Genomic DNA, 23,813 nt, shown 5'->3' with positions numbered 1-23,813 from the left:
GCGGCGGCCGGTTGACTCTTGGTCTTCCGTCGTCCCAGCGGCCGTGCAGTAAGAAACGAACTCCGCGTCGGAATCCGTACCAACTGATGCAACACCGCCTGGCCGACCTCACGTCGGTCTGCCTTCGAAGCCATCGAAAGCATCCCGGCCCGCAAGAACACGAGACTGTAGGCAAGCGCAGGTGCGGTTACCCGCACACTTGCCATCGCCACTGCCACAAACCCGATCGATTCCAGGTGCATCATCGTCTCTCCCATATCTTTTGGCCGATGCGATAGGGAAAGCTTAGAAACACAACCGGACCTCGAAAATCGGGAAGATGATCCTCCGGGATGCCCTTCTCCCGGAGGACCATCCGTCAATTCGAGGCCCGAATGCTCTTGGTTACCGCATCATTTCGCCAACCACAGCGTGGCGACCGTCTCACGCGTGTATACTGATCCGTGCATATCGCCGGGCTTGCTCTTGACCCACGACATCTGATGATCGAACAAGTCGGCGAACTCGCTCAGCAACTGCTCATAGGTCGGCAGTATGTTGCCTACCCCCGCGATCGGATCCCACCTCAACGGCAGCGAAGACTCGATGTTGGCCACCTGCTCGACCGGACACGCCGCATAGTAGCCGTCACCGTTGGTGGCCATCGAGACCAACAAGACTCCCCCCGGCTTCAGCACCCGATGGATCTCACGTCGGTAGACCGCGCGAGTGCTGTCGGACAACTGATGGAAGTAGACGAAGATATCCGTCGCTAAATCGAACTGGTCAGTCTCAAATGGGAGGGGGTTGGACAAGTCCCCTTCGTAGAACTCCACCCCTGCACTGGTATTGCGGGCGCGAGCGATCGTCAAGGCCTCCGCCGAGAAGTCGATCCCGCGAACAAGATCCACACCGTGAGCGGCCAGCGCACGAGAATTGCGTCCCGTCCCGCAGCCCAGATCGACCGCCGCGCTGATCGGCAACGACGTCACGAACCCCAGATTGGCAAGCGCCCACACCAGCACGCCGGACGGATCGTCACGATGACTTGAGGGAATCCCCTGCTGTTGGTACTCGGCGTTCCATGCCGCACGGTCCTCCACGTTGTTGAGTCGATACTCTGTTGTCACACTCATCCCTTTCGCGGTGCCATAGCTACCAATTGGAGTCGAGCTAGTCCTGCACCAACCCGAGCTCGACGAACCGCTCATGGGTTCGCGGCTCGTCGAGCACACCGAAACGCTGCATCAAACGGATCGTTGCTCCCGCACCATGGCGCACCGTGTCGAATACTTCGTCGCTGGTGTAGGACTCGTAGATGATCTGCTCCCTCGAATCACAGCTGAATCCTAGGCGCTGTAGATGCTGGGCGACAGTACCCGCATCAGGCGCCAGAAACGCCACTATCAGGTCAGCGAAACACGGACCCAGTACCCGCTGCGTTGCCGAATCCCACTGCGGCCACACCGTTTCGATGACCTTTGCGAAGAATGCGTGATGCGTTCGCTCATCGGCAGCATGATCGGCAATCGACGCGCGAATCGCATCATCGACAGTCGGATCCTTCGGCAACGTGGTCAAAGTGCCCGAAATCAGCGTTTCCGACACCATCGCGGCACACAACTCGACCATCCTGTGCAACTCTTCGGGCAACGATGCCTTCAAGGTTTTCAAAGTCCAATGAAACCCCGGCTCGGGCGTTGGCACCGCGAACAGTTGGGTACGTGCCTGTACCTGATGTTTGACATCCACCGACGTCAGCGCATGGTAGGCCTCGTCGCAATAGATACGGTACGCATCGAACCGCATCTCCGCGCCCAGGCCGAACCCGTAGGAGTCGCGGGCCAATTCCAACACCACCGGATTGACGATGTCTTGCTCAAGGGTTGCCGTAAAATCCAGGTACGAATACAGGCTATCGATCAAGAAATGCTCGACGTCATCACCTCCCCGTCTCCTTACCAGATCGTGTGACGCACACGGCGCCAACAGAAGCGAAAAGTAATGCTGCCCACCATCGAGATCGGTGATGAGCCGACGCGACTTGGATCGTACTGAACTCTTGTGGTCCCATTCCCGAAGGGCCGACCGATAGTCTCGGGTGGCAGAGACAGAGATATCCATGACAGAATTCCTTCCTGGTAAGGCGATGAGTAGGAATAACGTTAGAGACGTGAGGAAATAACTCGGATCCGCTCCGATGCGGAGCGATCGGATTGTCGATCCGGATCAAGTGTGTCCAATGTTTCCGAAATCGTCGTCCTCATACGGGGTAGCACAATTTCGGGAAAATCATTAACCAATACCGACAGTCGATACAGATCCAATCGCTGCAATACGCCGTAGGTGTCAGGATCCCGCAATCGGCGCAAAATATTCCCCGTAAGATACGTGTAGGACGACGATCGATCGGGCAACTGCAGATCGCGACCGAGTTTGAGATCACCGTAATGCAGAGCGTCGAACAGGGTGTCAACCTTGGCGACATCGGTGTTGTGGTGCAACAACGCCATGTAATGGTCGACCAAATGTTGATTTCCGGGAACTTGCATAAGGCCCGTAAAAGCCAACCGTAAACGTAGCGGATCTGACGACGATGCCGAATCGGAGATCAGATCCAGCACTGTATCGTGATGATCGCGGTCGCCGAAACGCGCCAACATGTGAATAGCATGCTGCGCCGGCAACTCCAGTGGCGAGGTGATGTCCCTGCTCAAGGCCAGTGACCGCATGCTTCGCAGCGCATCGTCGCGAAAATCCAGCAGTCGCCCCTCGATATGCTTAGGGTTTAGCAGCAGACCCACGAAATGATTCGCAGGATAGCGTAGATGAACATTGATGTTGTGCGGCGACAAGATCGCACCGAAGCTTCGATTCTCCGCCGACTCCAACCACAACCGTAGAACGAACGACACGTGGGTGATGTTGTAGAGAAGCCGCGAAAGGTAGTCTCTCGGATCAGTGTCCTCGGCGTCCATTGTTTGCTGGATTAGTCGGGCCTGGATCGATTCGATCAATGGGTCAGCCTCACACCGTGCCACCCGAGCCAATCCCTCAAGTCGACGTCGCAACGAATCCGAGAAGTCCTCGCAATCTTTCAATTTCACCGCGAAATCCAGATCACTGGGTGTCCCCAGATGCGCGGCGATCTCTGCCAGATGATGACGAGGAATCTGCTCCCGACCGTTCACCCAACGCTTGACCTGTGTCCGATCACGACCAATCATCCGAGCCAACTGCGTATTGGAGATCTCCAATTGCGCCAGAAGCTCAGCAAGCCATTCGTTAGGTGTAGGAACCTTCAGGATTGATCCGGCCATTGTATTGTGCCGCCTCGTTCGCACTGGCGCCCGAAAAGTACCGACGCTTGACGGATGGTCGATTTCGAGAGTACGGACGTCCGGAGAACTCAGACACCGGGAGAATCTTCTCCCTCACTGGATTGATACCTTCACGCAAGCTGGGAACCGATAAGCATGCGCCAATCGCGCACGCACCCGTACGACATACCGTGCCGACACGCGCACGGCAGCAATATCGCTGCCCGTCAACTACCGCGGCCAGCCCTGGCCTGTGAGTACTCGTCTGGTTGTTGCCCGGAAGTGAGCGCCTGGCTAGCCGCAACGAGCGCGTTGCGCAGCGGTCCAGTGGTGAAATACGCTGTCATTTAAGGGATTTGACGAAGGCGTCGCGTGCTGGTTTCTTGCCGATGGACGGTTGGATCAGGGTGGCGGGTGTCATGAGTGTTCCCCCTCGAACGTGGTGTACTTCCGCGCTGAGCCGAGACTTGTTGCCACAGGGTACTTCTGAGCGTTGTGGCTGATCTTCGCGGCGGCTGCGTCGATCGGGTCGATGCCGAGTAGATCGCTGAGCCGTGACAGGTCGGCGGTGACCGTATTGAGACGCCGGTTGAGACCAGCGCGCCCCGGTTCCTTGAGTGTGCTCGAATCCTCTGACTCCCATTGAAAATGCTCAAGAACCCGCCCCACGGACGCGGCGAGTTTGCAGATCGCGCATATTACGCCGGTGAGGTCGATACGGTGTTCGGGCTGCGCTGGGGTCGGCGAGGACAAGGTGGGCTCGATCCCCGTAACGTCATGGAGGCGCAATAGGTAGAGGGTGACGTCGCCGAGTTCCTCGGCGATATGCGAAGTCGAGCCACCAACTCGGGGCTGGAGCGGGTCCAGGAGGCATCCGACGGCCTCGGCCAGTTCACCGAGCTCCCCACCCAATGCCATCGCCAAGTTCTTGGGCGTGTGAAACTGTTCCCAGTCCCGGTCACGCACGAATGCGCGCTGAGCGGCCACCACGGTGTCCACGGCGTTCATGCCGAACGACGGTACCAGGTGACTCCGCGGAGAACGCGAGTCAGGCGTGTTGGATTTCTGACTTCACCAGTAGCAGCGGAACGCATCTCGGCTCATTGGACGACTCGCAGGTAGTTGCGGCGCTGACCCGCACGACTACCGGTCCAACGTCGAGGTGATCGTCGTCCCGAACAGACGGCCCGGCTTCAGCGGCGTCGCCCCATCGGCAGCCGGGCCGACCATTTCATACCTATTCCCAAATCGGCTGGTCGGCCTGGAGTCATCGCAGGTGGATGACGGTCGGGCGTAAGGGGCCCATTGGTGCTGGGTGAGGTTGCGTCTCCGGTCTTGTACGCGAGCTCGGTCATGTTCATGTTGTCCTCCCGCGCCGAACATCGACGCGGGCACCGACATCAACCGTTTGATCGTGATCGGCGTGGCTCTCACATGGCATGCCTCTCGCCAGGCGCCATGCGGGGAGTGGCTGAAAAGGGGGGTGTCCCTATGTTCATTGTCAAGTCGCGGGCTCGGTGTTGTGGTTGATGGCTGTGTTGGATGAAGTCGGTTGTCGGTAGCGTGATTTGGGTGGCGACGAAGGCTGAACGGCAGGCTGCCCGTGGCGTGGTGTCCGCGTATCACGAGGCGCAGCTCGGTGTGCTGATTGAGCAGGTCGGTCGGGCGGTGGACCGGTTCCGTGCAAGCGAACGGGATGCATTCGAGGTTGACGCCGTGATCCACCAGTTCCATCGGGCAGCCCGGCAGCTGTGGTCGTTCTGCGCCCAGTCCGGCGCGCAGGTGGAATACACCGCGCACTTGATTGAGCGCATGGCCGCTGAAGGCGATGCCATCGACTGGTGGCAGCGCGGCGCGTCAGCCAGAGCCTCGAGGGTTGAGGATTCGGACGGCTGATCCGGACGGTGGTGTGGTAGCTCAGGCGGCTGCAGGGCCGTTGTAGGGCTGTTTGGTTTTCAGCATGGCGCAGAGGACGTCGCAGCGGCGTCTGGCCAGACAGATGAGGGCGGCGTTGTGTTTCTTGCCTTCGGCTCTCTTCCTGTCGTAGTAGCGGCGACTGGCCGGGTCGTGCAGCGCGGCGAAGGCCGAGAAGAACAGGGCGCGTTCGAGTTTGTGGTTGCCTGATCGGGCCGGGTGTTCGCCACGGATCGAGCTGCCGCAGCGGTGGGTGATCGGGGCGATGCCCGTAGGAGGCGAGGTGGCCGGCGGTGGCGAAGGCGGTGCCCTCGCCGACTTCGAGCAGGATGCGGGCTCCGGTCCTGACGCCGACGCCGGGCATCGAGGTCAGGACCTTGGCAAGAGGGTGATCATCGAACATCCTCTCGATATCCTCAGCGATCTGTTTTCGTTGTAGCAGAACTGCTTTCAGCGAGTCGGCGAGTTTCGGCAGCACGGTCTCGGCGGCTTTCGTCCCGGGAACGGTGACCGTTTGCGCGGGCAACGCGGCCAGGATCTCCTCGACCAGGCGGGCGCCCATGCGGTTCGCGTGCTTGGTCGCGATGGCGGTGAGTTTGCGCCTGCCCGCGGCGCGGATTCCCTCGGGTCCGCCGCAACGCGAAAGGATTTCCAGGACCGCCGGGTGCGCGGCGCGCGGCCCCAGAACGCGTTCGAGAGCGGGATGGACGCTGGTCAGCAGGCCGTGGATGCGGTTGCTGGTGCGGGTCGCTTCTCCGGCGAGGTCGTCATCGAATCCGACGAGAACGCCGAGCTCGGTGAGGGTTTCGTCGCCGACGTCGACCCGGCGCAGTGTGTGCGGCATGGTGTGGGCCGCGTCGGTGATGATGTGGGTGTCGCGAGCGTCGGTTTTGGCTTGGCCGGGATAGAGGTCGGCGATGCGGCGCATCGACAGGCCGGGCAGATAGGCCACATCATGGCCGTAGGCGCGAGCGACGGTGACCGGTAGCGCGCCGATGGTGTTGGGTTGATCGACCACGATCAGCAACGGCCCTCGGGCCGCGAGTTGGTCGGACACCGCCCGCAGCCGGGCCTCGTCGTTGGGTAGCGCCTTGTCGAACAACCGTTTGCCGCTCGGGTCGAGACCGACCACGTGGTGCTCGCCTTTTCCCACATCAATGCCGCAGAACACGGCGTACGCCTGTGTCACTTGCCATTTCCTCGTCGCGTCGGCACACTCCGGACGGCCGCCGATCCAGCGTCAACGCCCGGCACCCACGTTACGAAGAGACCTACCAGCGGCCCTGTCCCCATCAGCGGTCCGTCGACGCCACCAGGCCGCGGCGACGCCCCCCCCGGATCATGCGTGAGACAGGGGCAAGAAGTCATACCGGGCCTGGCGACCGTAGCCCCGTTCAGGAGCCATGAAGAAGGTAACGGGGTCTGCCGCAGCCCGAAGTAGCGATGCCCTCCTCGCTGGTGTTAGGCATGCTCGCTGAACGCCGGATTGGGGGCTGCGAGGGATTACCTTCCCCACAGACGTACCGGAATCGGCATCATGGTTCGTTGCCAACGCCCGCCCCGGCTGCGTCTCGAGATGGCGTGAGACTGGGGACCGTTGGGCTGGTTGTGGCCGTTTCCAACCGTGGGGGGTCGCGGCATGTCGAGGCACTCGATGAATGCTCTACTGGCGACCAAAGCTGCTGTTAGCCAATGATTTACCATGCGTGTTGAGGTGATCCTGCTGTTGTGTCGGGTGATTCGAAACTATGATCGAATGCATGGTCGAGTCTGCTGATGACATGCTTGCTGCCGCCGAGGTGGTGGAGCGGCTTCAGGTCGTGCACTCGATGATTGCCACAGCCCAAGCCGAGGAGATCGGTCTGATGACACGGCTGTATCAGTTGCGCCGCGCGCAGCAGCTCGCGCTCGGGGTTGGAGCCCGGTACGCGGGGGAAGATGCGGCCACCGAGATCGGGATCGCCCTGCGGATGTCACAGCGCTCGGCCGACGGGTTGATCGGAGTGGGGCTGGGGTTGGCACACCGGTATCCAGTGACCCGGGCCGACTTTTCGGCGGGGCGCCTGGATCTGGCGCGGGTGCGCGCGATCAGCGACGTTCTCACCAACGCCCCCGACGACTTGGTCGCGGCGCTGGAGCCACGCATCGCCGCGTACGCAGAAACCGCTGAGCCGCAGCGGGTGCGGCGCACTCTGCGTCGCTGGCTGCTCGAGGCCGACCCGGCCGGGCAAGCCGCGCGCCGCAAGGCCGCAGAAGCCGACCGATACGTGAAGGTCACCGCCGCCGACGACGGGACCGCGCAGGTGGAGGCGGTGCTGCCCGCCGCCGGAGGACAAGCCCTCTATGAGCGGTTGCGGGAGATGGCGGTCACCCAGTGCTGCGGCCGTGATCCGCGCACCACCAGCCAGCGCCGAGCCGATGCCTTGGTGGCCTTGGCCGACGGCAGCAGCCAACTCACCTGCCGCTGCGGGCACCCCGACTGCCCCCGCGCCGCAACCGCCGACCCACTGCGTTTGGCGCGTAAAGCGTTGGTGCAGGTGGGTGTTTCGGCTGAAACCCTGGCCGGGCTCCGCGACAATCCGGCACTGCTGGCCGGGTTCGGGGCCATCGACGCAGACCTGGCACGCCAGATCGCCCGCCACGCCCGCTTCACCATCATCACCGACACGGATAACGCCGCCGCCGGCGCAAGCACCGCCACCGGCACAGGCTCCGGTGCGGACACCAGCGCCGTCAGAGGTGCTGACGCTCCCGTCGGCCCGGCCACAATCGTCGAAAACCCCAGCGCCGATAGCGAACTGCGGTACCGCCCCGGTGCGCGTGTCGCCGCCCGAGTGCGGGCCCTGGACGGTGGCTGCCGCGCGCCCGGTTGTGCCGTGCCCGCCGCCGCCGCCGATCTCGACCACCAAGACCGATTCGACCACGCGAACCCCGAAAACGGCGGCCGCACAGTCGAAGCCAATCTGGGTTGCCGGTGTCGTCGACATCACCGGCTCAAGACGCTGGCCGACAACGGGGTCAATGGCTGGCAGGTCGTCCATCACCCCGACCGGACTGTCGAATGGCGCACGCCCACAGGCGGATCGGTGACCACCACGCCCGAGGGTGCGAAGTTCCTCTTCCCGCGCCTGCCGGTGCCACCGCTCAGCGCCACCGGCGTCCCCGACGCCGAACCCGTACAGCCGTTGATCGATCCGGGCTCGGTGGCCAACGCGATGACCGAACTGGTGCATGTCTATTGCACACCTACCCAGCGACGGAAAGCGCGAACTCGCATCCGCGCCCGCCGCACAGCCGCCGTCATCTCCTCGCTCACCCTCTCGGCTACCGCGCTCGATGACGATCCGCCCTTCTGACCAGATGACCGTCCGAGATGATCTCGGCCGATTGATCTTCGGGGGAGCTGTCGGGTCGCTGCCGGGGCGGCGGTGGTGTCGATCAACACCGAGGCCGACGCGATCGCCCTCGAATTCATCCCGCTCGCGCAGATCGACGCCGAGATCCTCAGGACCTCGAGCGATTCTGCGTTGCTACCGAGTCGGGTAACCGATCACTCTATAACCGGCATGAGCGCGCACTGCCGCGGCCGGACGGCCTGAGCCTTTTGATCTTCGGAGACAGCCCGAGATGATCTCGGCGTGTTGATCTTCAGGGAGCGGTTCGTCGACCGGTTGGTCAGCGCGAGAAGTTCCTTGTCATGACAGTTCTGGCTCGTCGGGAGTGTTGGCTCGCCTTGCGAAACACAGCCTCGCGATCAGACGGTCCTGGCCTCCTCGCGTGGCCTGGGCGATGGCTGCCGGTGGCCGCGGCTTCCTCGGACTGGGTTGCTGGGCAAGTTGAATCGGAATGCCTTCCAAGGGTTCTGCGGTTTGCGCTGGCGTGCCAATGCTCGGGTGTGGGTTGATGAATCATCGGGGGTGGCGCCAGGGGGCGAGGAGGAGTTCGCAGGCTCGGTGGATGTCGGCGAGGGCTTGGTCGGTGGTGAGGCGGCCGGCGGTGGTCCAGGTGAGGATGCCGAAGACGCATTGTTCGAGGAGGCGGGCCAGGCGGTGGTCCTCGGGGGTGGGGTGGGGGATGGCGGCGGCGGTCAGGATGCGGTCGGGCATGGCGTAGTCCTGGGCGAGGGGGCTGGCCGGGGCGGGGTCTTCGGCTCGGACTGCGTTCATGGACACCAGCATTGCGCGGGCCAGGCGGGGGTGGCGGAGCAGTTCGCCGATGGCGGTACCCAGGAATTCGGTCGCGCCGGCGACCGGGTCGGCGGGAATGTCGGCGGGACTGGGCATTTCGCGGATGGCGCGATCCAGGACGCCCGCGAACAGGTGGTGCTTGGACGGGTAGTAGCGGTACAGGGTGCCCAGGGCCACCCCGGCGGTCTGGGCGACCTCGCTCATCTGCACGCCGTCCAAGCCGTGCTCGGCACCCAGGCGGGCGGCGGCGCGTAGGATCGCGCGCTGGCGCTCGAGCTGGCGGGCGGTCGATACCCGGCCGGGGGTGCGGGACTCCGGAATTCGCGGCATGGCCTCATCTTCTGTCGGAAAACTAGAATTCACTCTAGTTTTTTCGGCCGGAAGTTTGTAGAACTGGAGGGTGCCGAGTTCATTCTCACAGGTGAGGAAGTCGCGATGAACGGTGAAGATCCGCAGCATCCGGTCGATCCGGAGCGCCCGGTCGATCCCGCGCGGTATGGGCCGTGGGCGGTCATCACCGGGGGATCGGAGGGGGTCGGGCGGTCGTTCGCGCTGGAGCTGGCGCGGGCGGGGATCGCGCTGCTGCTGGTGGCGCGGCGGGCCGAACCGCTCGCCGCGACGGCCGCCGAGTGCCGGGCGCTGGGCGTCCAGGTACGCACGCTGGCACTGGATTTGACCGCACCCGGCGCGGTGGTGGAGATCGCGGCGGCGGTGGACGATGTCGAGGTCGGGCTGCTGGTGCTCAATGCGGGCGCGAATACGCACAGCGCGCCGTTCGTGGACGGGGATCTGGACGCCTTCCAACGGGTCGTAGATCTGAACATCACCGCGCCGCTCGGGCTGATCCACCACTTCGGGCGTGCCATGAAAACCCGTGGACGAGGCGGGATTCTGATGGTCGGGTCGCTGGCCGGGTATCTGGGCTCGCAGCATCACACCGTGTACGGCGGGGTCAAGGCGTTCGGGCGAATCTTCGCCGAGAGCTTGTGGCTGGAGCTCGGGGAGTACGGGGTGGATGTGCTCGAACTGGTGCTCGGCGTGACCCGGACACCGGCCATGGAACGCGTCGGACTCGACTTCACCGTGCCGGGGATGACGGTGTCCGAGCCCGACGACGTGGCGCGCGAAGGACTTTCGCGGCTCGGGCACGGGCCGGTGCACATCATGTCCGGCAACGAGGCGGGAGCCGCCCAGCGCAATGAACCGGATCGGGCGGCCGCCGTGCTGCGCGCCGACAAGGGCATGCGGCGGCTCATGGGTCTGCCGGAACGGGTGGTGCGATGAGTATCCGGCTCGGTCTGTCCACGCCGATCGTGGTGCAGGTGCCCGGCGTCGCCTCGCCCTGGGAGGCCACCGCGGGCCCCGAGGATCTGACCCGGATCGCCACGGCCGCCGATGAACTCGGCTTCGACCACCTCACCTGCTCCGACCACGTCGGCGTGCCAGCGGCGGCCGCCTCGGTGCGCGGCGCGACCTATTGGGACCCGCTGGCCACCCTGTCGTACCTGGCGGCGCACACCACCCGGATCCGGCTCGCCACCTCGGTGCTCGTGCTGGGCTACCACCATCCGCTGGCGCTGGCCAAGAGCTACGGCACCCTCGACCGGCTCAGCGGCGGCCGGGTGGTGCTCGGGGTCGGAGTGGGCTCTCTCGCAGAGGAATTCGCCCTGCTCGGCGCGGCCTGGGAGGACCGGGGCGCGCGGGCCGATGCGGCGCTGACCCGATTGCGCCGGGCCTGGGGGCGCCGCGATGTCGAAGGCTTCGTGCTGGAACCGCACGCCACCGCCACCACCGTGCCGATCTGGGTCGGCGGGCGCACTCGCCGGTCGCTGCGCCGCGCGGTGTCGCTGGGCACCGGCTGGGTGCCGTTCGGGCTGCACGCCGACCAGATCGCGGACCTGCTCGCCACGGTGACCGTACCCGACGGTTTCGATGTGGTGCTCTCGCCGGGCGTGCCGCTGGATCCGCAAGGGAACGCCGAGGATTCTCTGCGCCGGCTGGCAGCGCTGCGGGCGGCCGGGGCGACCCACCTCACCTGCACGGTCCGGGCCACCGATGCCGTCCACTACTGCGATCAGCTCGCCGCGCTGCGCGAGCTGGTCGACCGTCATCTCCTGTAGCAGAAGGATTTCCATGATCGAAGAGCGTCTCGCCGTGCTCGAGGACCGGTTGCGCCGGGTCGAGGACGAGCTGGCCATCACCCGTCTGATCGCCTCCTACGGCCCGCTGGTCGATGCCGGGGCCGCCGAGGCGGTCGCCGAATTGTGGACCGAGGACGGCGAATACGACGTCGAGGGCTGGCACATGCGCGATCGCGGGCAGGTCCGCGACATGGTCGAATCGCAGGCGCACCAATCGCTCATCGCCGCCGGATCGGCGCACTTCCTGGGCCCGGTGTCGGTCACCGTGGACGGGGACACCGCGGACGCGGTGGGCGAGTCGCTGCTGGTCCGGCGGCGGGACGGCGGATTCTTCGTGTGGCGGGCCGGGGCGAATCACTTCCGCCTGGTCCGCACTTCCGGCGGCTGGCGGATCGCGCAGCGGATCACCCGGGCGCTGGATGGCTCCGAGACCGCCCGAAAACTGCTCATTGCGCCCTGGACCAGCGGAGATGGCGTTTCCGAATGGAAATGAGGGTCCCCTAACGCGCAGCCGATTCTTCCAGCTATGGTTAGCATCACCTAACGCCGCACCTGGGCGTTTGCTGGAAGGACCTGACATGAACGGACGCTCGAGCGGCATGCCGCCGGTGCGCAAGACCCTGATGCGCGTGTCGGCACTGGGTGCAGCGCTGGTGGTCGCGGCGGCATGCAGCAATACGAAGTCGAACAACGACGACGTGAAGGCGCTCGACGGAAACCATTACGCCCAGGTCAATATCGCCTCCAACAAGGCGGACGACAAGGCGCAGTTCACCTTCCCGAACTTCATCAACGCCTGGGGCATCGCGGACCGTCCCAAGGGCGCCGGCGGGCACTTCTGGGTCGGCGCGGGCGGCTACTCCTTCCAGTTCGTCGGTGACGCCACCAAGGCGGCGGATGCCAAGTACCAGAAGATGTTCCAGGATCCGCTGAAGCTGGTCACCATCCCGGGCGCGGACTCCATCGCGGACGACGACGGCGACGACAGCGAAGGCAAGACCACCGGCGTCGTCTTCAACCCGGCCCCCATCACCTCCGACATCTTCGCGGTGAAGGACCAGCCGGTCAGCTACGACGGCAAGGACGAGAAGCTCACCGGCTCCGCGCGATTCATCTTCGCCACCGACTCCGGCAAGATCTCCGGCTGGACCGAGCAGGGTGCGGGCGGCGCCATCGTGCGCCACGACGGCCCGGCCGTGCTCGAGTACGACGGCACCGCGGCGGGCATGAAGTTCAAGGGCATCGCCCTGGACCCGTCCGGCGCCAAGCTGCTGGCCGCCGACTTCGGCAAGGACCCGCAGGTCCGCACCTTCGACAAGGACTGGAAGCTGGTGCCCACCACCGGTTTCGCCAACCCCTTCGCCACCGGTGACGCCATCGACCCGGCCGACGCGTCCAAGGGCAAGAAGGTGAAGGTCGGCGACCCGGCCCCCTTCAATGTCGCCACCATCGGCGACCGCGTCTTCGTCACCTACGCCGTCACCCAGTCCGAGGGCGGCGACCCGAACAAGCTGAAGGCCGGCGAAGAGGACAAGCTCGACAAGGACCAGGAGAAGAACGCCGGCAACAAGGCCAAGAAGGGCCAGGTCGCCGAATTCGACAAGAACGGCAAGCTGGTTCGCACCCTCGACGCCGACGGCCGCCTCAACGCGCCATGGGCCGTCACCATCGCCCCGCAGGGCTTCGGCCCGCTGTCGGGCAAGCTGCTGGTCGGCAACTTCGGCGGCGCGGGCCACATCCTGGCCCTCGACGACCAGTCCGGCAAGTTCGTCGACTACCTGCGTGACGCCGACGGCAAGCCCGCCGAGATCGAGGGCCTCTGGGGCCTCATGTTCGGCAACGGTGAGAGCCTCGGCGACGCCGACGCCCTCTACTTCACCGCGGGCCCCAACGACGAGAAGGACGGCCTCTTCGGCAGCCTCCGCCTGAAGTAACCCGCGAAAGCCCCGGGCCCCGAGTCGATTCCGGCTCGGGGCTCACGCTTTTCCGGGGCAGGCTCGTCGCCGGGGTCAGCTCGCGCCGACGCCCAGTGCGGTGAGCAGGACCAGCACCACGGTGACGACGGCGAAGACGCCGTGCCCGCCCACGACCACGACGGGGAAGTGGCGTTCGGCCGGTTCGGACTGCGGGGCATCGGCTGCCCGGCCCCGATAGACCGGCAGCCAGCGCAGCAGCATGAAGAAGCCGAGCAGTGCCACCGGAATCAGCACCGCGAAGGCGACCCAGGCGACAGCCTTGGTGTCGACCACCAGGTAGATGATCCACAGCACCAGCCCGGCCACGGCCAGCAGGAAGTGGCCGAAGATGACGGGCGGGGGCAGATGGCTGGAACTCGGTTGCCGGACACCGCCTTTGGCGATCCAGGTGCCGAGCAGAACGAAACCGCCGGCCGCGGTGAGCAGCCAGGTGATGAGTGCCGCGATGGCCATGATCAACTCCTGTCGAGAGAGGGGGCGGGGGATTCAGCGCTGGAAACCCGTGGCCTGGGTGGTCTCGTCGGCGACCCGGACGCCGTAGCGATAGGCGAGTTTGCCGCCGAGATAACCGGATACGGTCAGCGCCGCGAGGGCTGCCACCGACAGCAGCAGCGGACCCCACGGCACCGGATCGTGCGTGCCCTCGGCTCGCCGCCAGACGAAATCCAGTGCGAAGGCGACGGTCACCGCGAGGTTGAGGCTCAGGTGGACCAGGCCGGTGCGGAAGGCGGCGGTGCCGGCCGGAATGGCCAGGAAATCCAGGAATCCGACGGTGGCCGCCGCGAGTGCGCCGAGCACGCCGATGGCGATCAGCCACAGTGCGCCGCGCGCCAGGAACTCCGGATCATCGACCATGTGCGAGGCGAGGTCGAAGATCAGGCTGGCCACCCAGGTCCCGATGGGCACGGTGACCAGGATCGGATGGAACGGATGGCCGTACGGCCCGGCCAGCGCCGCGCTCACCGGGCGCTTGGCCTGGTACGGATCAGGCTCGGCCTGCTGCGGATCAGCCGTCACGACAACCTCCCAACCAGCCTTGAATTCAGGAAATAATTCTTGGCGTAATTACCCTGCCGGGTCAAGGACCACACGCTGGAGCGGTGCCAAATACTTTTCGGCCATCACGATGGGCGCTATTGTGGTCACGTGACCAGTGCTTCCGCGATCGGTGCCGTCGCCGTCCTCGATGACGACCTGCGGCGCGGCATGTACTGGTACATCCGCCGCGCCCGCCGCCCCGTCACCCGCGACGAGGCCGCCGCCGAGGTCGGCATCTCCCGCAAACTCGCCGCCTTCCACCTGGACAAGCTCGTCGACGCGGGCCTGCTGCGCGCCCGCTACGAGGCCGTCGGCGCCCCCCGTCGCGTCGGCCGCACCCCCAAGGTCTACGAACCCGCCGAAACCGATGTGCGCGTGAGCATTCCGGAACGCCGCTACGAGGTGCTGGCCGAAATCCTGATGGGCGCGGTCCTCGCCGAGGGTGCGGACGAGACCGCCCGGGACATCGCCGTCCGCGTCGCCACCGAGCGCGGCACCGCCCTCGGCGCCGCCGAACGCGACCTCCGCAAACCCGGCCGCCTCGGCCCCGAACGCGCCCTCACCCTCCTCCAGGCCCTACTGTCCGACCAGGGCTTCGAACCCGGCCGCCCGACCCCGTCCTGCATCCGCCTGCACAACTGCCCCTTCCACCCCCTCGCCGCCTCCGCCCCCGAACTCGTCTGCACCCTCAACCACGCCTACCTCTCCGGCATCCTCGACGGCCTGGGTGCGAACACCGTCGAAGCCGTCCTGGCTCCGGCCCCCGGCGAATGCTGCGTCGAACTGCGCCCGGCAGCCGACGGCCGCGCCCGCCCGGACCACCCTTCGCCCGCCCCGGGCTCATCGGCAGCTTCCGCCTGAGGGAGATATGGCTATTCCATGGTCTTGCCGATCAGGAACAGTGTGAGGACGATGCCCATCACCACGACCAGTCCGTAGTGGCCGGCCATCCGGCCGTAGTCATAGGTGGAGGCGGCGACGACGATCGTCATGATCAGGAAAAGAAAGCGCTTCACCGCAGACTCCCACAGGCTCGTTCCCAACCGTACGAGCGGTGGATTCGGTTGTGCCACAGCGTAATGGGTGAAGGGCAGCGCAGTGGCGGCGGCCCGCCCGAACCGTCCGAACGGGGCGCGTCGGGGTGGAAACGGGGCAGCGGTCACCGCGGAATCCGGGTGCGCGACCGGTGAATCCACGACGGTCGCCCCGTCCTATGGGTAACCGCGCGGCCCACCTCGACCCATTCGCAAGGAGTGCACCGATGCGCAAGATCACCGCTGGACTGTTCATCTCGCTCGACGGCATCGTCGCCGACCCGCAGGACTGGCACTTCCCCTACTACAACGACGAGATGGGCGAGGCGGTCTCGGCCCTGGTCGCCACCGCCGACACCCTGCTGTTCGGCCGCGTCACCTACGACTCGTTCGCCGGTGCGTGGCCCGAACGCGAGGCCGCCGGAGCCGAGGACGCGGGCTTCGCGAAGGCGCTCGGCGATCTGCGCAAGATCGTGTTCTCCCGTCGCGAACTCGACTTCACCTGGCGCAATTCCGAACAGCCCCGCGGTGATCTGGTGGCGACCGCGGCCGCCCTCAAAGCCGAACCCGGCGGCGACATCTCGCTCAGCGGCTCGACCTCGATCGTGCGTCAGCTGCTGGCGGCCGCGCTCGTCGACGAACTGCACCTGTTCGTGCACCCGATCGCCCTGCGCAGCGACGGCCTGCGGCTCTTCGACGAGGGCACTCCCATCCCGCTGCGGCTGCTGTCGGCTACGCCGTTCAAAACCGGTGTGCTCCACCTGATCTACGGCCCCGCCGACGCTCCCGAGGAGGCCGGTTACGAGGACGCGCGAGCGCACCTCGCCTGAGCAGCCGCGCGGTGTCGAACCAGCGAGTAGAGCCGAGGTATGCCAACATCGGCCGCATGGCGATCTCTGTGGAGTCTGTTGCGCATATCCGGCTCACCGTGGGTGACATCGGGCGGTCGAGAGCCTTCTACGATGCGGTCTTCGGGTGGCCGGTGGCGCTGGAGATCGCGGCCGATGCGGACGACGAAACACGGCAGCGGCTGAGCTTCCTGCACGGTGGGGTGATCTACCGGATGGCGCATGGGCTGATCGGTCTGCGGCCGGTCGGAACCGATCGGTTCGACGAGGACCGTGTCGGTCTCGACCATCTCGCCTTCCCGGTTGGTTCACTGGCCGAATTGGAGGCCGCCGCGGCGCATCTCGATGCCTGCGGTGTCGCGCACGAGGACATCAAGGACATCGGCTTCAGCTACATCCTGGAGTTCCGGGACCCGGACAACATCGCACTGGAGCTGGTTGCGCCGAAGTAGGTGCGGGGGGCCGGGGCTAGTTCATGGCCTTGCCGACGAAGAACATGGTCAGGACTGCGCCGAGGGCTATTGCCGCGCCGTAGTGGCCGGGGGAGTGGGCGTAGGTGTAGGTGGATGCGGCGAGGATGATTGCGGCGGTGAGGAATAGCAGGCGCTTCGCTTTGGGCTCCACAGGCTGGAATTCAACCGTAGGAGGGGGCGGATTCCTGGGTGCCACGGCGGCGGGTCGAGGGCGGGAACGGGTCCGCCGACGGCGGGCCCGCTCCTTGTCGGGCAGCGGCGCTCGGACCGGTTACTTACCGAAGGATCCACCGGCCGAGCCGCTGGCGACCAGGCAGAGCGGATTGTTGACCATGAGCATTTGCGCCGAGCCCGAGGACGAACCGGTGATGCCGGAGTCGATGGCGGGTGTGTTCGGCGGTGTAGCAGCGGGATCACCGGAACCGCCGAGTCGCACCGAGCGGCCGTCGGAGTTCGGATCCGCCGGTGCACCCAGCAGGTCCAGCACCGTCGGGGTGATGTCGGCCAGGGTGTAGCCGTTGTTCTGCGCACCCGCGGCGAAGTCCGGCCCCCGCGCGATCATGAAACTCGCTGTCTCGTAGGCGCTCTGGCCGCCGTGGCCACCCTCGGGCTTGTGCCCGTGGTCCGTGGTCACCAGGATCGTCCAGCGCTCGCCGGCGTGCGTACGGGCGCGGTCGTCGACCGCCTTGGTGATCTTGCCGACCAGCGCGTCCACCCGGCCGATGGCATCCCGGTACGCCTGCGGCCAGATGCCGCGCAGGGTGTGGCCGACGATATCGACCTGATCGAGGTGGGTGAACACGAAATCCGTGCCGTCGTCGGTGATCGCGGACACCACCTGCGCCGCGGCATTCGAATCCGCGGTCGTCTCACAGACTCCCGCGCCGGTCGGATCGACCTGCGTCACGGACACCCTGTCCGCCGCGGGATTTCCGGTCCGGGCGATCATGCCGATCTTGTCCCAGGTACCCAGCGACGCGGTGGCCAGGCTCGGCTTCGCGCGCTCCAGCTGCGTGAACACCGTCGGATACTGTGCGAAAGGCGCAGGGGTGCAGGTGGAGTCATTGTCCTTGATGCCGTGCTTGGTATCCCACACCCCGGTCAGGGCCGTCGCCCAGGAGACGCACGACATGGTGGTGTGCGGGGCGATGGAGGTCCGCGCCAGGGTGCCCTGGGCCGCGAGCAGGCCCAGGTTCGGGGCATTGGCCGCCTGCACCTCGCTCCACAGCGTGCCGTCGATGCCGATCACCACGACCTTGTTCACCACTGGTGCGGCCGTTGCCGGGGCGGCCGTGGCCAGCGGGAGTGCGGCCAGCGCGGCGGCGGCCACCATTGCACGAGTACGAGACATGCGCGGCAACCTAGCCGGGGTCCGGCACTTCCGCAGCAAATTCGGACAATTGACCAGAACTGTCCCGCTGAGTGAACGTCCGCGGGACGCATCCCCTAGCCGGAGCGGCGGTTCGAGCGGGTCTGCCGCCGGCGGGCCCGCTCCTTCTCGATGGCGTCGAAGCGGAGTTGCAGGCCGTCGGTGAAGGCCGACAGCGCCAATTCGAAACTCTCCGAATCGATCTCGTCCGCCTTGGCGCGCAGCAGATGCGCTTGCTCCAGATGCGGGTAGCGGTCGCGATAGACCTGGACGTCGTCGACGAAACCGCGGGAGAACGAGCCCATGGTGGCGCCCATGACCAGGTAGCGGGTGGCCGCGCCGATCATGGTGGCGTCGCGCGGTGGCCAGCCGGCGGAGACCAGGCCGCCGTGGACGGCGTCGGCGGCGCGCAGGTTCTCGTCGCGGGTGCCGGGTCCGGCGGCCAGGTACGCGACGAAGTTGGGGTGCCGGACCAGGGCGTCGCGGTAGGAGTGGGCCCACGAGGTGAGGCCGGCGCGCCAGCCCTGGTCGAAGGCCGACGCCTCGACCCGCGCCATGAGACCGCCCGCGATGTCGTCTAGGACGGCGTCCTTGGTGGGGTAGTGGGTGTAGAGGGAGGCGGCCTGCACACCGAGTTCGGCGGCGAGCTTGCGCATGGACAGCTCGGCGAGCCCGTCGCGATCGATCAGGGTCAGGGCCGCGTCGCGAATCCGTTCGCGGCTCAGCAGCGGCACCTTCGGCCTGGCCATCCGGCTCACCTCCTTCGATGGAAGACCCCAGCGATCCCCCGGCGGACGTCGAATTTATCACTCGGTCCTTGATTGACCGAACACTGTTAGGATAACTTCGGGCCATAAACCTAACAACGTTTGGTTAGGAGCTATCACAACCATGGACTTCGAACTCGGCGAGTCGCAGCGCGAACTGCGCGAGCTGGCCCGGGCCTGGGTGGACAAAGAGGTCGTTCCGCACGCGGCCGCCTGGGATCGGGCCGAGGAGGTCGATACCGCGATCGTCGGCAAGCTCGGTGCGATGGGCTTCCTCGGTATCGAGATCCCGGAGGAGTACGGCGGCTCCGGCGGCACGGCCCTGGACTACTGCGTCCTGCTCGAGGAACTCGGCCGCGGCGACAGCTCGGTGCGCGGCATCGTGTCCGTCTCGCTCGGCCTGGTGGCCAAGTCGATCAAGACCTACGGCACCGAGACCCAGAAGCGGGAGTGGCTGCCGCGCCTGTGCGCCGGGCAGTCGCTGGGCTGCTTCGGGCTCACCGAACCCGGCACCGGCTCCGACGCGGGCAGCCTCACCACCAAAGCCGTTGCTGACGGCGACGATTGGCTGCTGTCGGGCACCAAGATGTTCATCACCAACGGCACCTGGGCCGATGTCGCCATCATCTTCGCCCGCACCGGCGGCCCCGGCCCCAAGGGCGTGACCGCGTTCCTGGTGCCCACCGACGCCCCCGGCTTCGCGCGCACCGAGATCAAGGGCAAGCTCGGCCTGCGCGGCCAGGCCACCGCCGAACTCGTCCTCGACCAGGTCCGGGTGTCCGACGCCAACCGGCTCGGCGAGCTCGGCCAGGGCTTCAAGATCGCCATGGCCGCGCTGGACAAGGGCCGCATGGGTGTGGCCGCCGGGTGTGTCGGCGTCGCGCGCGGCTGCCTGGAGGCCGCCGTGAAATACGCTCGGGAGCGCGAGCAGTTCGGCAAGCCGATCGCCTCCTATCAGCTGGTCCAGGAACTCATCTCCGATATCGCCGTCGATGTCGAGGCGGCACGGCTGCTCACCTGGCGGGTCGCCGACCTGGTCGGGAAGGGCAAGCCGTTCGGCACCGAGGCCTCGGTCGCCAAGCTGTTCGCCAGCGAGGCCGCGGTGAAGGCCGCCAACAATGCCATCCAGGTGTTCGGCGGATACGGCTACATCGACGAGTACCCGGTGTCGAAGTACCTGCGCGACGCCCGCGTGCTCACCCTCTACGAGGGCACCAGCCAGATCCAGAAACTGCTCATCGGACGCGCCCTCACCGGCGTGAACGCCTTCCTCTGAACGTCATTCACAGACAGGGAGATTCAGTCATGTCGAAAGTCGCAGTCGTGACCGGTGCGGCCCGCGGAATCGGCGCGGGCACCGCGGCCCGCCTGGCCGCCGACGGCTTCGCCGTCGCCATCGTCGATCTCGACGAGGCCGCCTGCAAGGACGCCGTGGACGCCATTGCCGCCCAGGGCGGCACGGCCATCGCGGTGGGCTGCAATGTCACCGACGAAGCGCAGGTCGCCGCCGCGTTCGAACACATTGCCGCGGAACTGGGTTCGGTCGACGTGCTGGTCAACAACGCGGGCGTGCTGCGCGACAACCTGCTGTTCAAGATGTCCGTGGACGACTGGGACATCGTCATGTCCGTGCACCTGAAGGGCGCGTTCCTGTGCTCGCGGGAGGCGCAGAAGTACATGGTGAAGCAGAAGTCCGGCAAGATCGTGAACACCTCCAGCGTGTCCGCACTGGGCAGCCGCGGCCAGGCCAACTACTCGGCCGCCAAGATGGGCATCCAGGGCCTGACCCGCACGCTGGCCATGGAATTGGGCCCGTTCGGCATCAATGTGAATGCCGTCGCGCCGGGCTTCATCGTCACCGAGATGACCGATGCCACCGCCGCCCGCGTGGGCGTCTCGCCGGAGGAGTTCCGCGCCGAGGCTGCCAAGATCACCCCGCTGCGCCGGGTCGGCGAGCCCGCCGACATCGCGAACGTGGTGTCCTTCCTGGTCTCCGACGACGCGTCGTTCGTCACGGGCCAGACCATCTACGTCGACGGCGGACGCCGTCTCTGACCGCTAGAGAGATTTCTTCCATGCAGAGAACAGTTTTCGACAAGGACCACGACGCCTTCCGCGAGACCGTGCGCGCGTTCATCGAAGCCGAGGTCGTGCCCGTCTACGAGCAGTGGTACGCCGCCGGTATCGCACCCCGCGACTTCTATTACAAGCTGGGCGAACTCGGCGTCTTCGGCATCGAGGTGCCCGAGGAGTTCGGCGGCGCGGGCATCGAGTCGTTCAAGTTCCAGGCCATCCTCATGGAGGAGTGCGCCCGCGCCGCGGTGTCCTTCGGCGGCTCGGGCGTGCATGTCGGACTGTGCCTGCCCTACATCAAGAATCTCGCGAGCGAGGAGCAGAAGCAGCGCTGGCTGCCCGGCTTCGTCACCGGCGAGATCATGTTCGCCATCGCCATGACCGAGCCCGGCACCGGCTCCGACCTGGCCGGAATGCGCACCACCGCAAAGCTTTCCGCGGACGGCACGCACTACGTGCTGAACGGGTCCAAGACCTTCATCACCGGTGGCGTGCTCGCCGACCGCGTCATCGTCTGCGCCCGCACCGCCGCGCCCAGCGACACCGATCGCCGCCACGGCATCTCGCTGTTCGTGGTGGACACCAAGTCCCCGGGCTACAGCGTCGGCCGCAAGCTGGACAAGCTGGGCCTCAAGGTCTCCGACACCGCCGAGCTCAACTTCACCGACGTCGAGGTGCCGGTGGAGGACCTGCTCGGCGAGGAGCACAGGGGCTTCTCCTACCTGGGCCAGAACCTCCCGCAGGAGCGGTTGTCCATCGCGGTCGGCGCGTACGCGCAGGCCAAGGCCGCGATCCGCTTCGCCAAGGAATACACCCAGCAGCGCAACGTCTTCGGACAGCCGGTCGCCAGCTTCCAGAACACCAAGTTCGAACTCGCCGCCTGCCAGGCCGAGGTGGACGCCGCCGAGGCCGTGGTCGACCGTGGCCTCGAGGCCCTCGACGAAGGCACCCTGACCCCCGCCGACGCCGCCTCCGCCAAGCTGTTCTGCACCGAGGTCGCGCACCGCGTCATCGACCGCTGCCTGCAGCTGCACGGTGGCTACGGCTTCATCAACGAATACCCGGTCGCCCGCCTGTACGCAGACAACCGCGTCAATCGCATCTACGGCGGCACCAGCGAGGTCATGAAAATGATCATCGCCAAGGACATGGGGCTGTAGGCCGAGCCGCCCCGAACGCTGATCCGATCGAACCGAGGTCTCAATGAACGCGACTCTCTCCCTGGCCGGCATCCTCGCCGAACCGGCGTGGCGGCGACCCGACCACATCGCCCTGATCGAGGGCGACCAGCGCATCACCTTCCGCGACCTGTGGCGGCAGGCCCGCGAACAGGCCGGTGCGCTCATCGAACTCGGGGTGCGGCCGGGTGACCGGGTCGCGCTCATGGGACCCAATACCGCTGATTTCCCGCGCGCGTACTTCGCCATCCTGGCGGCGGGTGCGACCGTGGTGCCGGTGCACCTGCTGCTCACCGCGGACGAGGCGGAATACGTGCTGCGCGACAGCGGGGCCAAGGTCATGATCTGCCATCCGATGGTGGAGGCCGTCGGCAAGGAGGCGGCCGGTCGGGTCGGCATCGACTGCCTGAGCCCGAAAGAGCTTTCCGGCGAGGCGATTCCGGCGTATGTGGCGCGCAGCCCGCTCGACACCGCGGTGGTGTTCTACACCAGCGGCACCACCGGCCGCCCCAAGGGCGCGGAGCTCAGCCACCTCAATATGGTCATGTGCGCGACGGTGAACGCCTTCGACGCCAACGAGGTCGAGCGCGAGGACATCGCGCTGGGCGCGCTGCCGCTGTTCCATGTGTTCGGGCAGACCGTCTCCATGAACTCGCACTGGCGGCTCGGCGCGACCCTGGTGCTCATGCCGAGATTCGATGCGGCACAGGCGCTCGAGCTCATGGTGAAGGAGAACATCAACACCTTCCACGGGGTGCCGACCATGTACCACGGGCTGCTCGAGGCGGCCGGGGGCGCGGCGGAACTGCCGAAGTTGCGGCTGTGCATCAGCGGCGGCGCGGCCATGCCGCCGGTCATCATCGAGGAGTTCGAGAAGGTCTTCGGCTCGCACATCCTCGAGGGCTACGGCCTGTCCGAAACCTCGCCCACCGCAACGGTGAACCAGCCGCTGCTCGGCCCGCAGATCGGCACCGTCGGCCACCCGGTGTGGGGCGTCGACGTCGAGATCGCCGCCGCCGAGGTGCGCGACCGCATCGAACTCCTGCCGACCGGCACCATCGGCGAGGTCGTGGTGCGCGGCCACAATGTGTTCAGCGGCTACACCGGCAAGCCCGAGGCCACCGCGGAGGTCATGGTGGACGGCTGGTTCCGCACCGGCGACCTGGGCGTCAAGGACGAGCAGGGCTACCTGCGCATCGTGGACCGGATCAAGGAGATGATCATCCGCGGCGGGTTCAACGTGTACCCGACCGAGGTGGAGGCCGCGCTGCTGCGGCACCCGAACATCGCGCAGGTGGCGATCATCGGTGTGCCGGACGAGAACTACGGCGAGGAGATCCTCGCGGTCGTCGTGCCGTCCGGACCGCTCACCGCCGAGGACGTCATCGACTATGCGAAAGAGCATGTGGCGCGGTACAAGTACCCGCGCCGCGTCGAGTTCGTCACCGAACTGCCCATGGGGCCCACCCACAAGATCCTCAAGCGCGAACTGAAGCAGCGCTACGCCTAGCGGGAG

Annotated in this window: 25 protein-coding genes and 1 pseudogene; 14 read left to right on the top strand and 12 right to left on the bottom strand. The window is 66.2% G+C overall.

Annotated elements, in window-relative coordinates:
* Window positions 1-392 precede the first annotated feature (392 nt).
* The 4 genes from ACFXN1_RS10610 to ACFXN1_RS10595 form a co-directional block, all read right to left on the bottom strand.
* Window positions 393-1,109, bottom strand: a complete 717-nt coding sequence (locus ACFXN1_RS10610) for a class I SAM-dependent methyltransferase (RefSeq protein ID WP_379436974.1) — start codon at window positions 1,107-1,109, stop codon at window positions 393-395.
* Between the two features lie 43 nt (window positions 1,110-1,152).
* Complete coding sequence (locus ACFXN1_RS10605) at window positions 1,153-2,103, bottom strand: diiron oxygenase (RefSeq protein ID WP_379436975.1); 951 nt, start codon at window positions 2,101-2,103, stop codon at window positions 1,153-1,155.
* Between the two features lie 41 nt (window positions 2,104-2,144).
* Complete coding sequence (locus ACFXN1_RS10600; RefSeq protein WP_379436977.1) at window positions 2,145-3,299, bottom strand: helix-turn-helix domain-containing protein; 1,155 nt, start codon at window positions 3,297-3,299, stop codon at window positions 2,145-2,147.
* Window positions 3,300-3,716: 417 nt separating this feature from the next.
* Window positions 3,717-4,307, bottom strand: coding sequence for a nucleotide pyrophosphohydrolase (locus ACFXN1_RS10595; protein WP_379436979.1), 591 nt, complete (start codon window positions 4,305-4,307; stop codon window positions 3,717-3,719).
* Between the two features lie 564 nt (window positions 4,308-4,871).
* On the opposite strand from ACFXN1_RS10595, the gene ACFXN1_RS10590 reads away from it, so the two are divergent.
* Window positions 4,872-5,195, top strand: a complete 324-nt coding sequence (locus tag ACFXN1_RS10590; RefSeq protein WP_379436980.1) for a hypothetical protein — start codon at window positions 4,872-4,874, stop codon at window positions 5,193-5,195.
* A gap of 21 nt (window positions 5,196-5,216) precedes the next feature.
* On the opposite strand, the pseudogene ACFXN1_RS10585 reads toward ACFXN1_RS10590, so the two are convergent.
* Window positions 5,217-6,402: pseudogene (locus ACFXN1_RS10585) on the bottom strand (IS110 family transposase).
* 571 nt (window positions 6,403-6,973) lie between these two features.
* Here ACFXN1_RS10585 and ACFXN1_RS10580 point away from each other — a divergent pair.
* The gene (locus ACFXN1_RS10580; RefSeq protein ID WP_379436982.1) at window positions 6,974-8,569 is read left to right on the top strand and encodes a DUF222 domain-containing protein; all 1,596 of its coding nucleotides are present in this window, start codon (window positions 6,974-6,976) and stop codon (window positions 8,567-8,569) included.
* Between the two features lie 75 nt (window positions 8,570-8,644).
* Entirely contained in the window at window positions 8,645-8,812 is a 168-nt protein-coding gene (locus ACFXN1_RS10575; RefSeq protein WP_379436983.1) for a hypothetical protein, read from the top strand.
* 309 nt (window positions 8,813-9,121) lie between these two features.
* Here ACFXN1_RS10575 and ACFXN1_RS10570 read toward each other — a convergent pair whose 3' ends face one another.
* On the bottom strand, window positions 9,122-9,730 hold the full coding sequence (locus tag ACFXN1_RS10570) for a TetR family transcriptional regulator (RefSeq protein ID WP_379436985.1): 609 nt from the start codon (window positions 9,728-9,730) through the stop codon (window positions 9,122-9,124).
* A 105-nt stretch (window positions 9,731-9,835) separates the two neighbouring features.
* Between ACFXN1_RS10570 and ACFXN1_RS10565 the strand changes: the two genes are divergently transcribed.
* The 4 genes from ACFXN1_RS10565 to ACFXN1_RS10550 all read left to right on the top strand — a co-directional run bounded on the left by ACFXN1_RS10565 (window position 9,836) and on the right by ACFXN1_RS10550 (window position 13,475).
* Complete coding sequence (locus ACFXN1_RS10565; RefSeq protein ID WP_379436986.1) at window positions 9,836-10,684, top strand: SDR family NAD(P)-dependent oxidoreductase; 849 nt, start codon at window positions 9,836-9,838, stop codon at window positions 10,682-10,684.
* A 2-nt stretch (window positions 10,685-10,686) separates the two neighbouring features.
* Window positions 10,687-11,520 carry a TIGR03619 family F420-dependent LLM class oxidoreductase gene (locus ACFXN1_RS10560; RefSeq protein ID WP_379437079.1) on the top strand — a complete coding sequence of 278 codons (834 nt, stop codon included), beginning with the start codon at window positions 10,687-10,689 and terminating at the stop codon, window positions 11,518-11,520.
* A 13-nt stretch (window positions 11,521-11,533) separates the two neighbouring features.
* Window positions 11,534-12,034, top strand: a complete 501-nt coding sequence (locus tag ACFXN1_RS10555; RefSeq protein WP_379436988.1) for a nuclear transport factor 2 family protein — start codon at window positions 11,534-11,536, stop codon at window positions 12,032-12,034.
* Window positions 12,035-12,119: 85 nt separating this feature from the next.
* Window positions 12,120-13,475: a TIGR03118 family protein gene (locus tag ACFXN1_RS10550; protein ID WP_379436989.1), complete on the top strand. Its 1,356-nt coding sequence runs from the start codon at window positions 12,120-12,122 to the stop codon at window positions 13,473-13,475.
* Window positions 13,476-13,550: 75 nt separating this feature from the next.
* Here ACFXN1_RS10550 and ACFXN1_RS10545 read toward each other — a convergent pair whose 3' ends face one another.
* A complete protein-coding gene (locus tag ACFXN1_RS10545) occupies window positions 13,551-13,970 on the bottom strand; it encodes a hypothetical protein (protein ID WP_379436991.1) in 420 nt (139 codons plus the stop codon).
* A gap of 33 nt (window positions 13,971-14,003) precedes the next feature.
* The gene (locus tag ACFXN1_RS10540; protein WP_379436992.1) at window positions 14,004-14,534 is read right to left on the bottom strand and encodes a DUF2231 domain-containing protein; all 531 of its coding nucleotides are present in this window, start codon (window positions 14,532-14,534) and stop codon (window positions 14,004-14,006) included.
* Between the two features lie 129 nt (window positions 14,535-14,663).
* On the opposite strand from ACFXN1_RS10540, the gene ACFXN1_RS10535 reads away from it, so the two are divergent.
* Window positions 14,664-15,416 carry a helix-turn-helix transcriptional regulator gene (locus ACFXN1_RS10535; protein WP_379436994.1) on the top strand — a complete coding sequence of 251 codons (753 nt, stop codon included), beginning with the start codon at window positions 14,664-14,666 and terminating at the stop codon, window positions 15,414-15,416.
* A gap of 11 nt (window positions 15,417-15,427) precedes the next feature.
* On the opposite strand, the gene ACFXN1_RS10530 is transcribed toward ACFXN1_RS10535, so the two are convergent.
* Entirely contained in the window at window positions 15,428-15,571 is a 144-nt protein-coding gene (locus ACFXN1_RS10530) for a hypothetical protein (protein ID WP_379436995.1), read from the bottom strand.
* Window positions 15,572-15,816: 245 nt separating this feature from the next.
* On the opposite strand from ACFXN1_RS10530, the gene ACFXN1_RS10525 reads away from it, so the two are divergent.
* Complete coding sequence (locus tag ACFXN1_RS10525; protein ID WP_379402543.1) at window positions 15,817-16,419, top strand: dihydrofolate reductase family protein; 603 nt, start codon at window positions 15,817-15,819, stop codon at window positions 16,417-16,419.
* A 56-nt stretch (window positions 16,420-16,475) separates the two neighbouring features.
* Window positions 16,476-16,889: a VOC family protein gene (locus tag ACFXN1_RS10520; protein ID WP_379436996.1), complete on the top strand. Its 414-nt coding sequence runs from the start codon at window positions 16,476-16,478 to the stop codon at window positions 16,887-16,889.
* Between the two features lie 16 nt (window positions 16,890-16,905).
* Here ACFXN1_RS10520 and ACFXN1_RS10515 read toward each other — a convergent pair whose 3' ends face one another.
* The 3 genes from ACFXN1_RS10515 to ACFXN1_RS10505 all read right to left on the bottom strand — a co-directional run bounded on the left by ACFXN1_RS10515 (window position 16,906) and on the right by ACFXN1_RS10505 (window position 19,028).
* The gene (locus ACFXN1_RS10515; protein ID WP_379402541.1) at window positions 16,906-17,061 is read right to left on the bottom strand and encodes a hypothetical protein; all 156 of its coding nucleotides are present in this window, start codon (window positions 17,059-17,061) and stop codon (window positions 16,906-16,908) included.
* A 120-nt stretch (window positions 17,062-17,181) separates the two neighbouring features.
* Window positions 17,182-18,261 carry an alkaline phosphatase family protein gene (locus ACFXN1_RS10510; RefSeq protein ID WP_379402540.1) on the bottom strand — a complete coding sequence of 360 codons (1,080 nt, stop codon included), beginning with the start codon at window positions 18,259-18,261 and terminating at the stop codon, window positions 17,182-17,184.
* A gap of 95 nt (window positions 18,262-18,356) precedes the next feature.
* Entirely contained in the window at window positions 18,357-19,028 is a 672-nt protein-coding gene (locus tag ACFXN1_RS10505; RefSeq protein WP_379436997.1) for a TetR/AcrR family transcriptional regulator, read from the bottom strand.
* Window positions 19,029-19,170: 142 nt separating this feature from the next.
* Between ACFXN1_RS10505 and ACFXN1_RS10500 the strand changes: the two genes are divergently transcribed.
* The 4 genes from ACFXN1_RS10500 to ACFXN1_RS10485 are packed head-to-tail and all read left to right on the top strand — an operon-like array spanning window position 19,171 to window position 23,807.
* A complete protein-coding gene (locus ACFXN1_RS10500; protein WP_379436999.1) occupies window positions 19,171-20,322 on the top strand; it encodes an acyl-CoA dehydrogenase family protein in 1,152 nt (383 codons plus the stop codon).
* A gap of 29 nt (window positions 20,323-20,351) precedes the next feature.
* A complete protein-coding gene (fabG, locus tag ACFXN1_RS10495) occupies window positions 20,352-21,101 on the top strand; it encodes a 3-oxoacyl-ACP reductase FabG (protein WP_379437000.1) in 750 nt (249 codons plus the stop codon).
* 20 nt (window positions 21,102-21,121) lie between these two features.
* Window positions 21,122-22,279, top strand: coding sequence for an acyl-CoA dehydrogenase family protein (locus ACFXN1_RS10490; RefSeq protein ID WP_379437001.1), 1,158 nt, complete (start codon window positions 21,122-21,124; stop codon window positions 22,277-22,279).
* 43 nt (window positions 22,280-22,322) lie between these two features.
* Window positions 22,323-23,807 carry a long-chain fatty acid--CoA ligase gene (locus ACFXN1_RS10485; RefSeq protein ID WP_379437003.1) on the top strand — a complete coding sequence of 495 codons (1,485 nt, stop codon included), beginning with the start codon at window positions 22,323-22,325 and terminating at the stop codon, window positions 23,805-23,807.
* Window positions 23,808-23,813: the final 6 nt, after the last annotated feature.

The organism is Nocardia sp. NPDC059154 (assembly GCF_042755705.1).
In the GTDB taxonomy this organism is placed as follows: Bacteria; Actinomycetota; Actinomycetes; order Mycobacteriales; family Mycobacteriaceae; genus Nocardia.
This window is presented reverse-complemented; position numbering and strand designations above follow the sequence as displayed.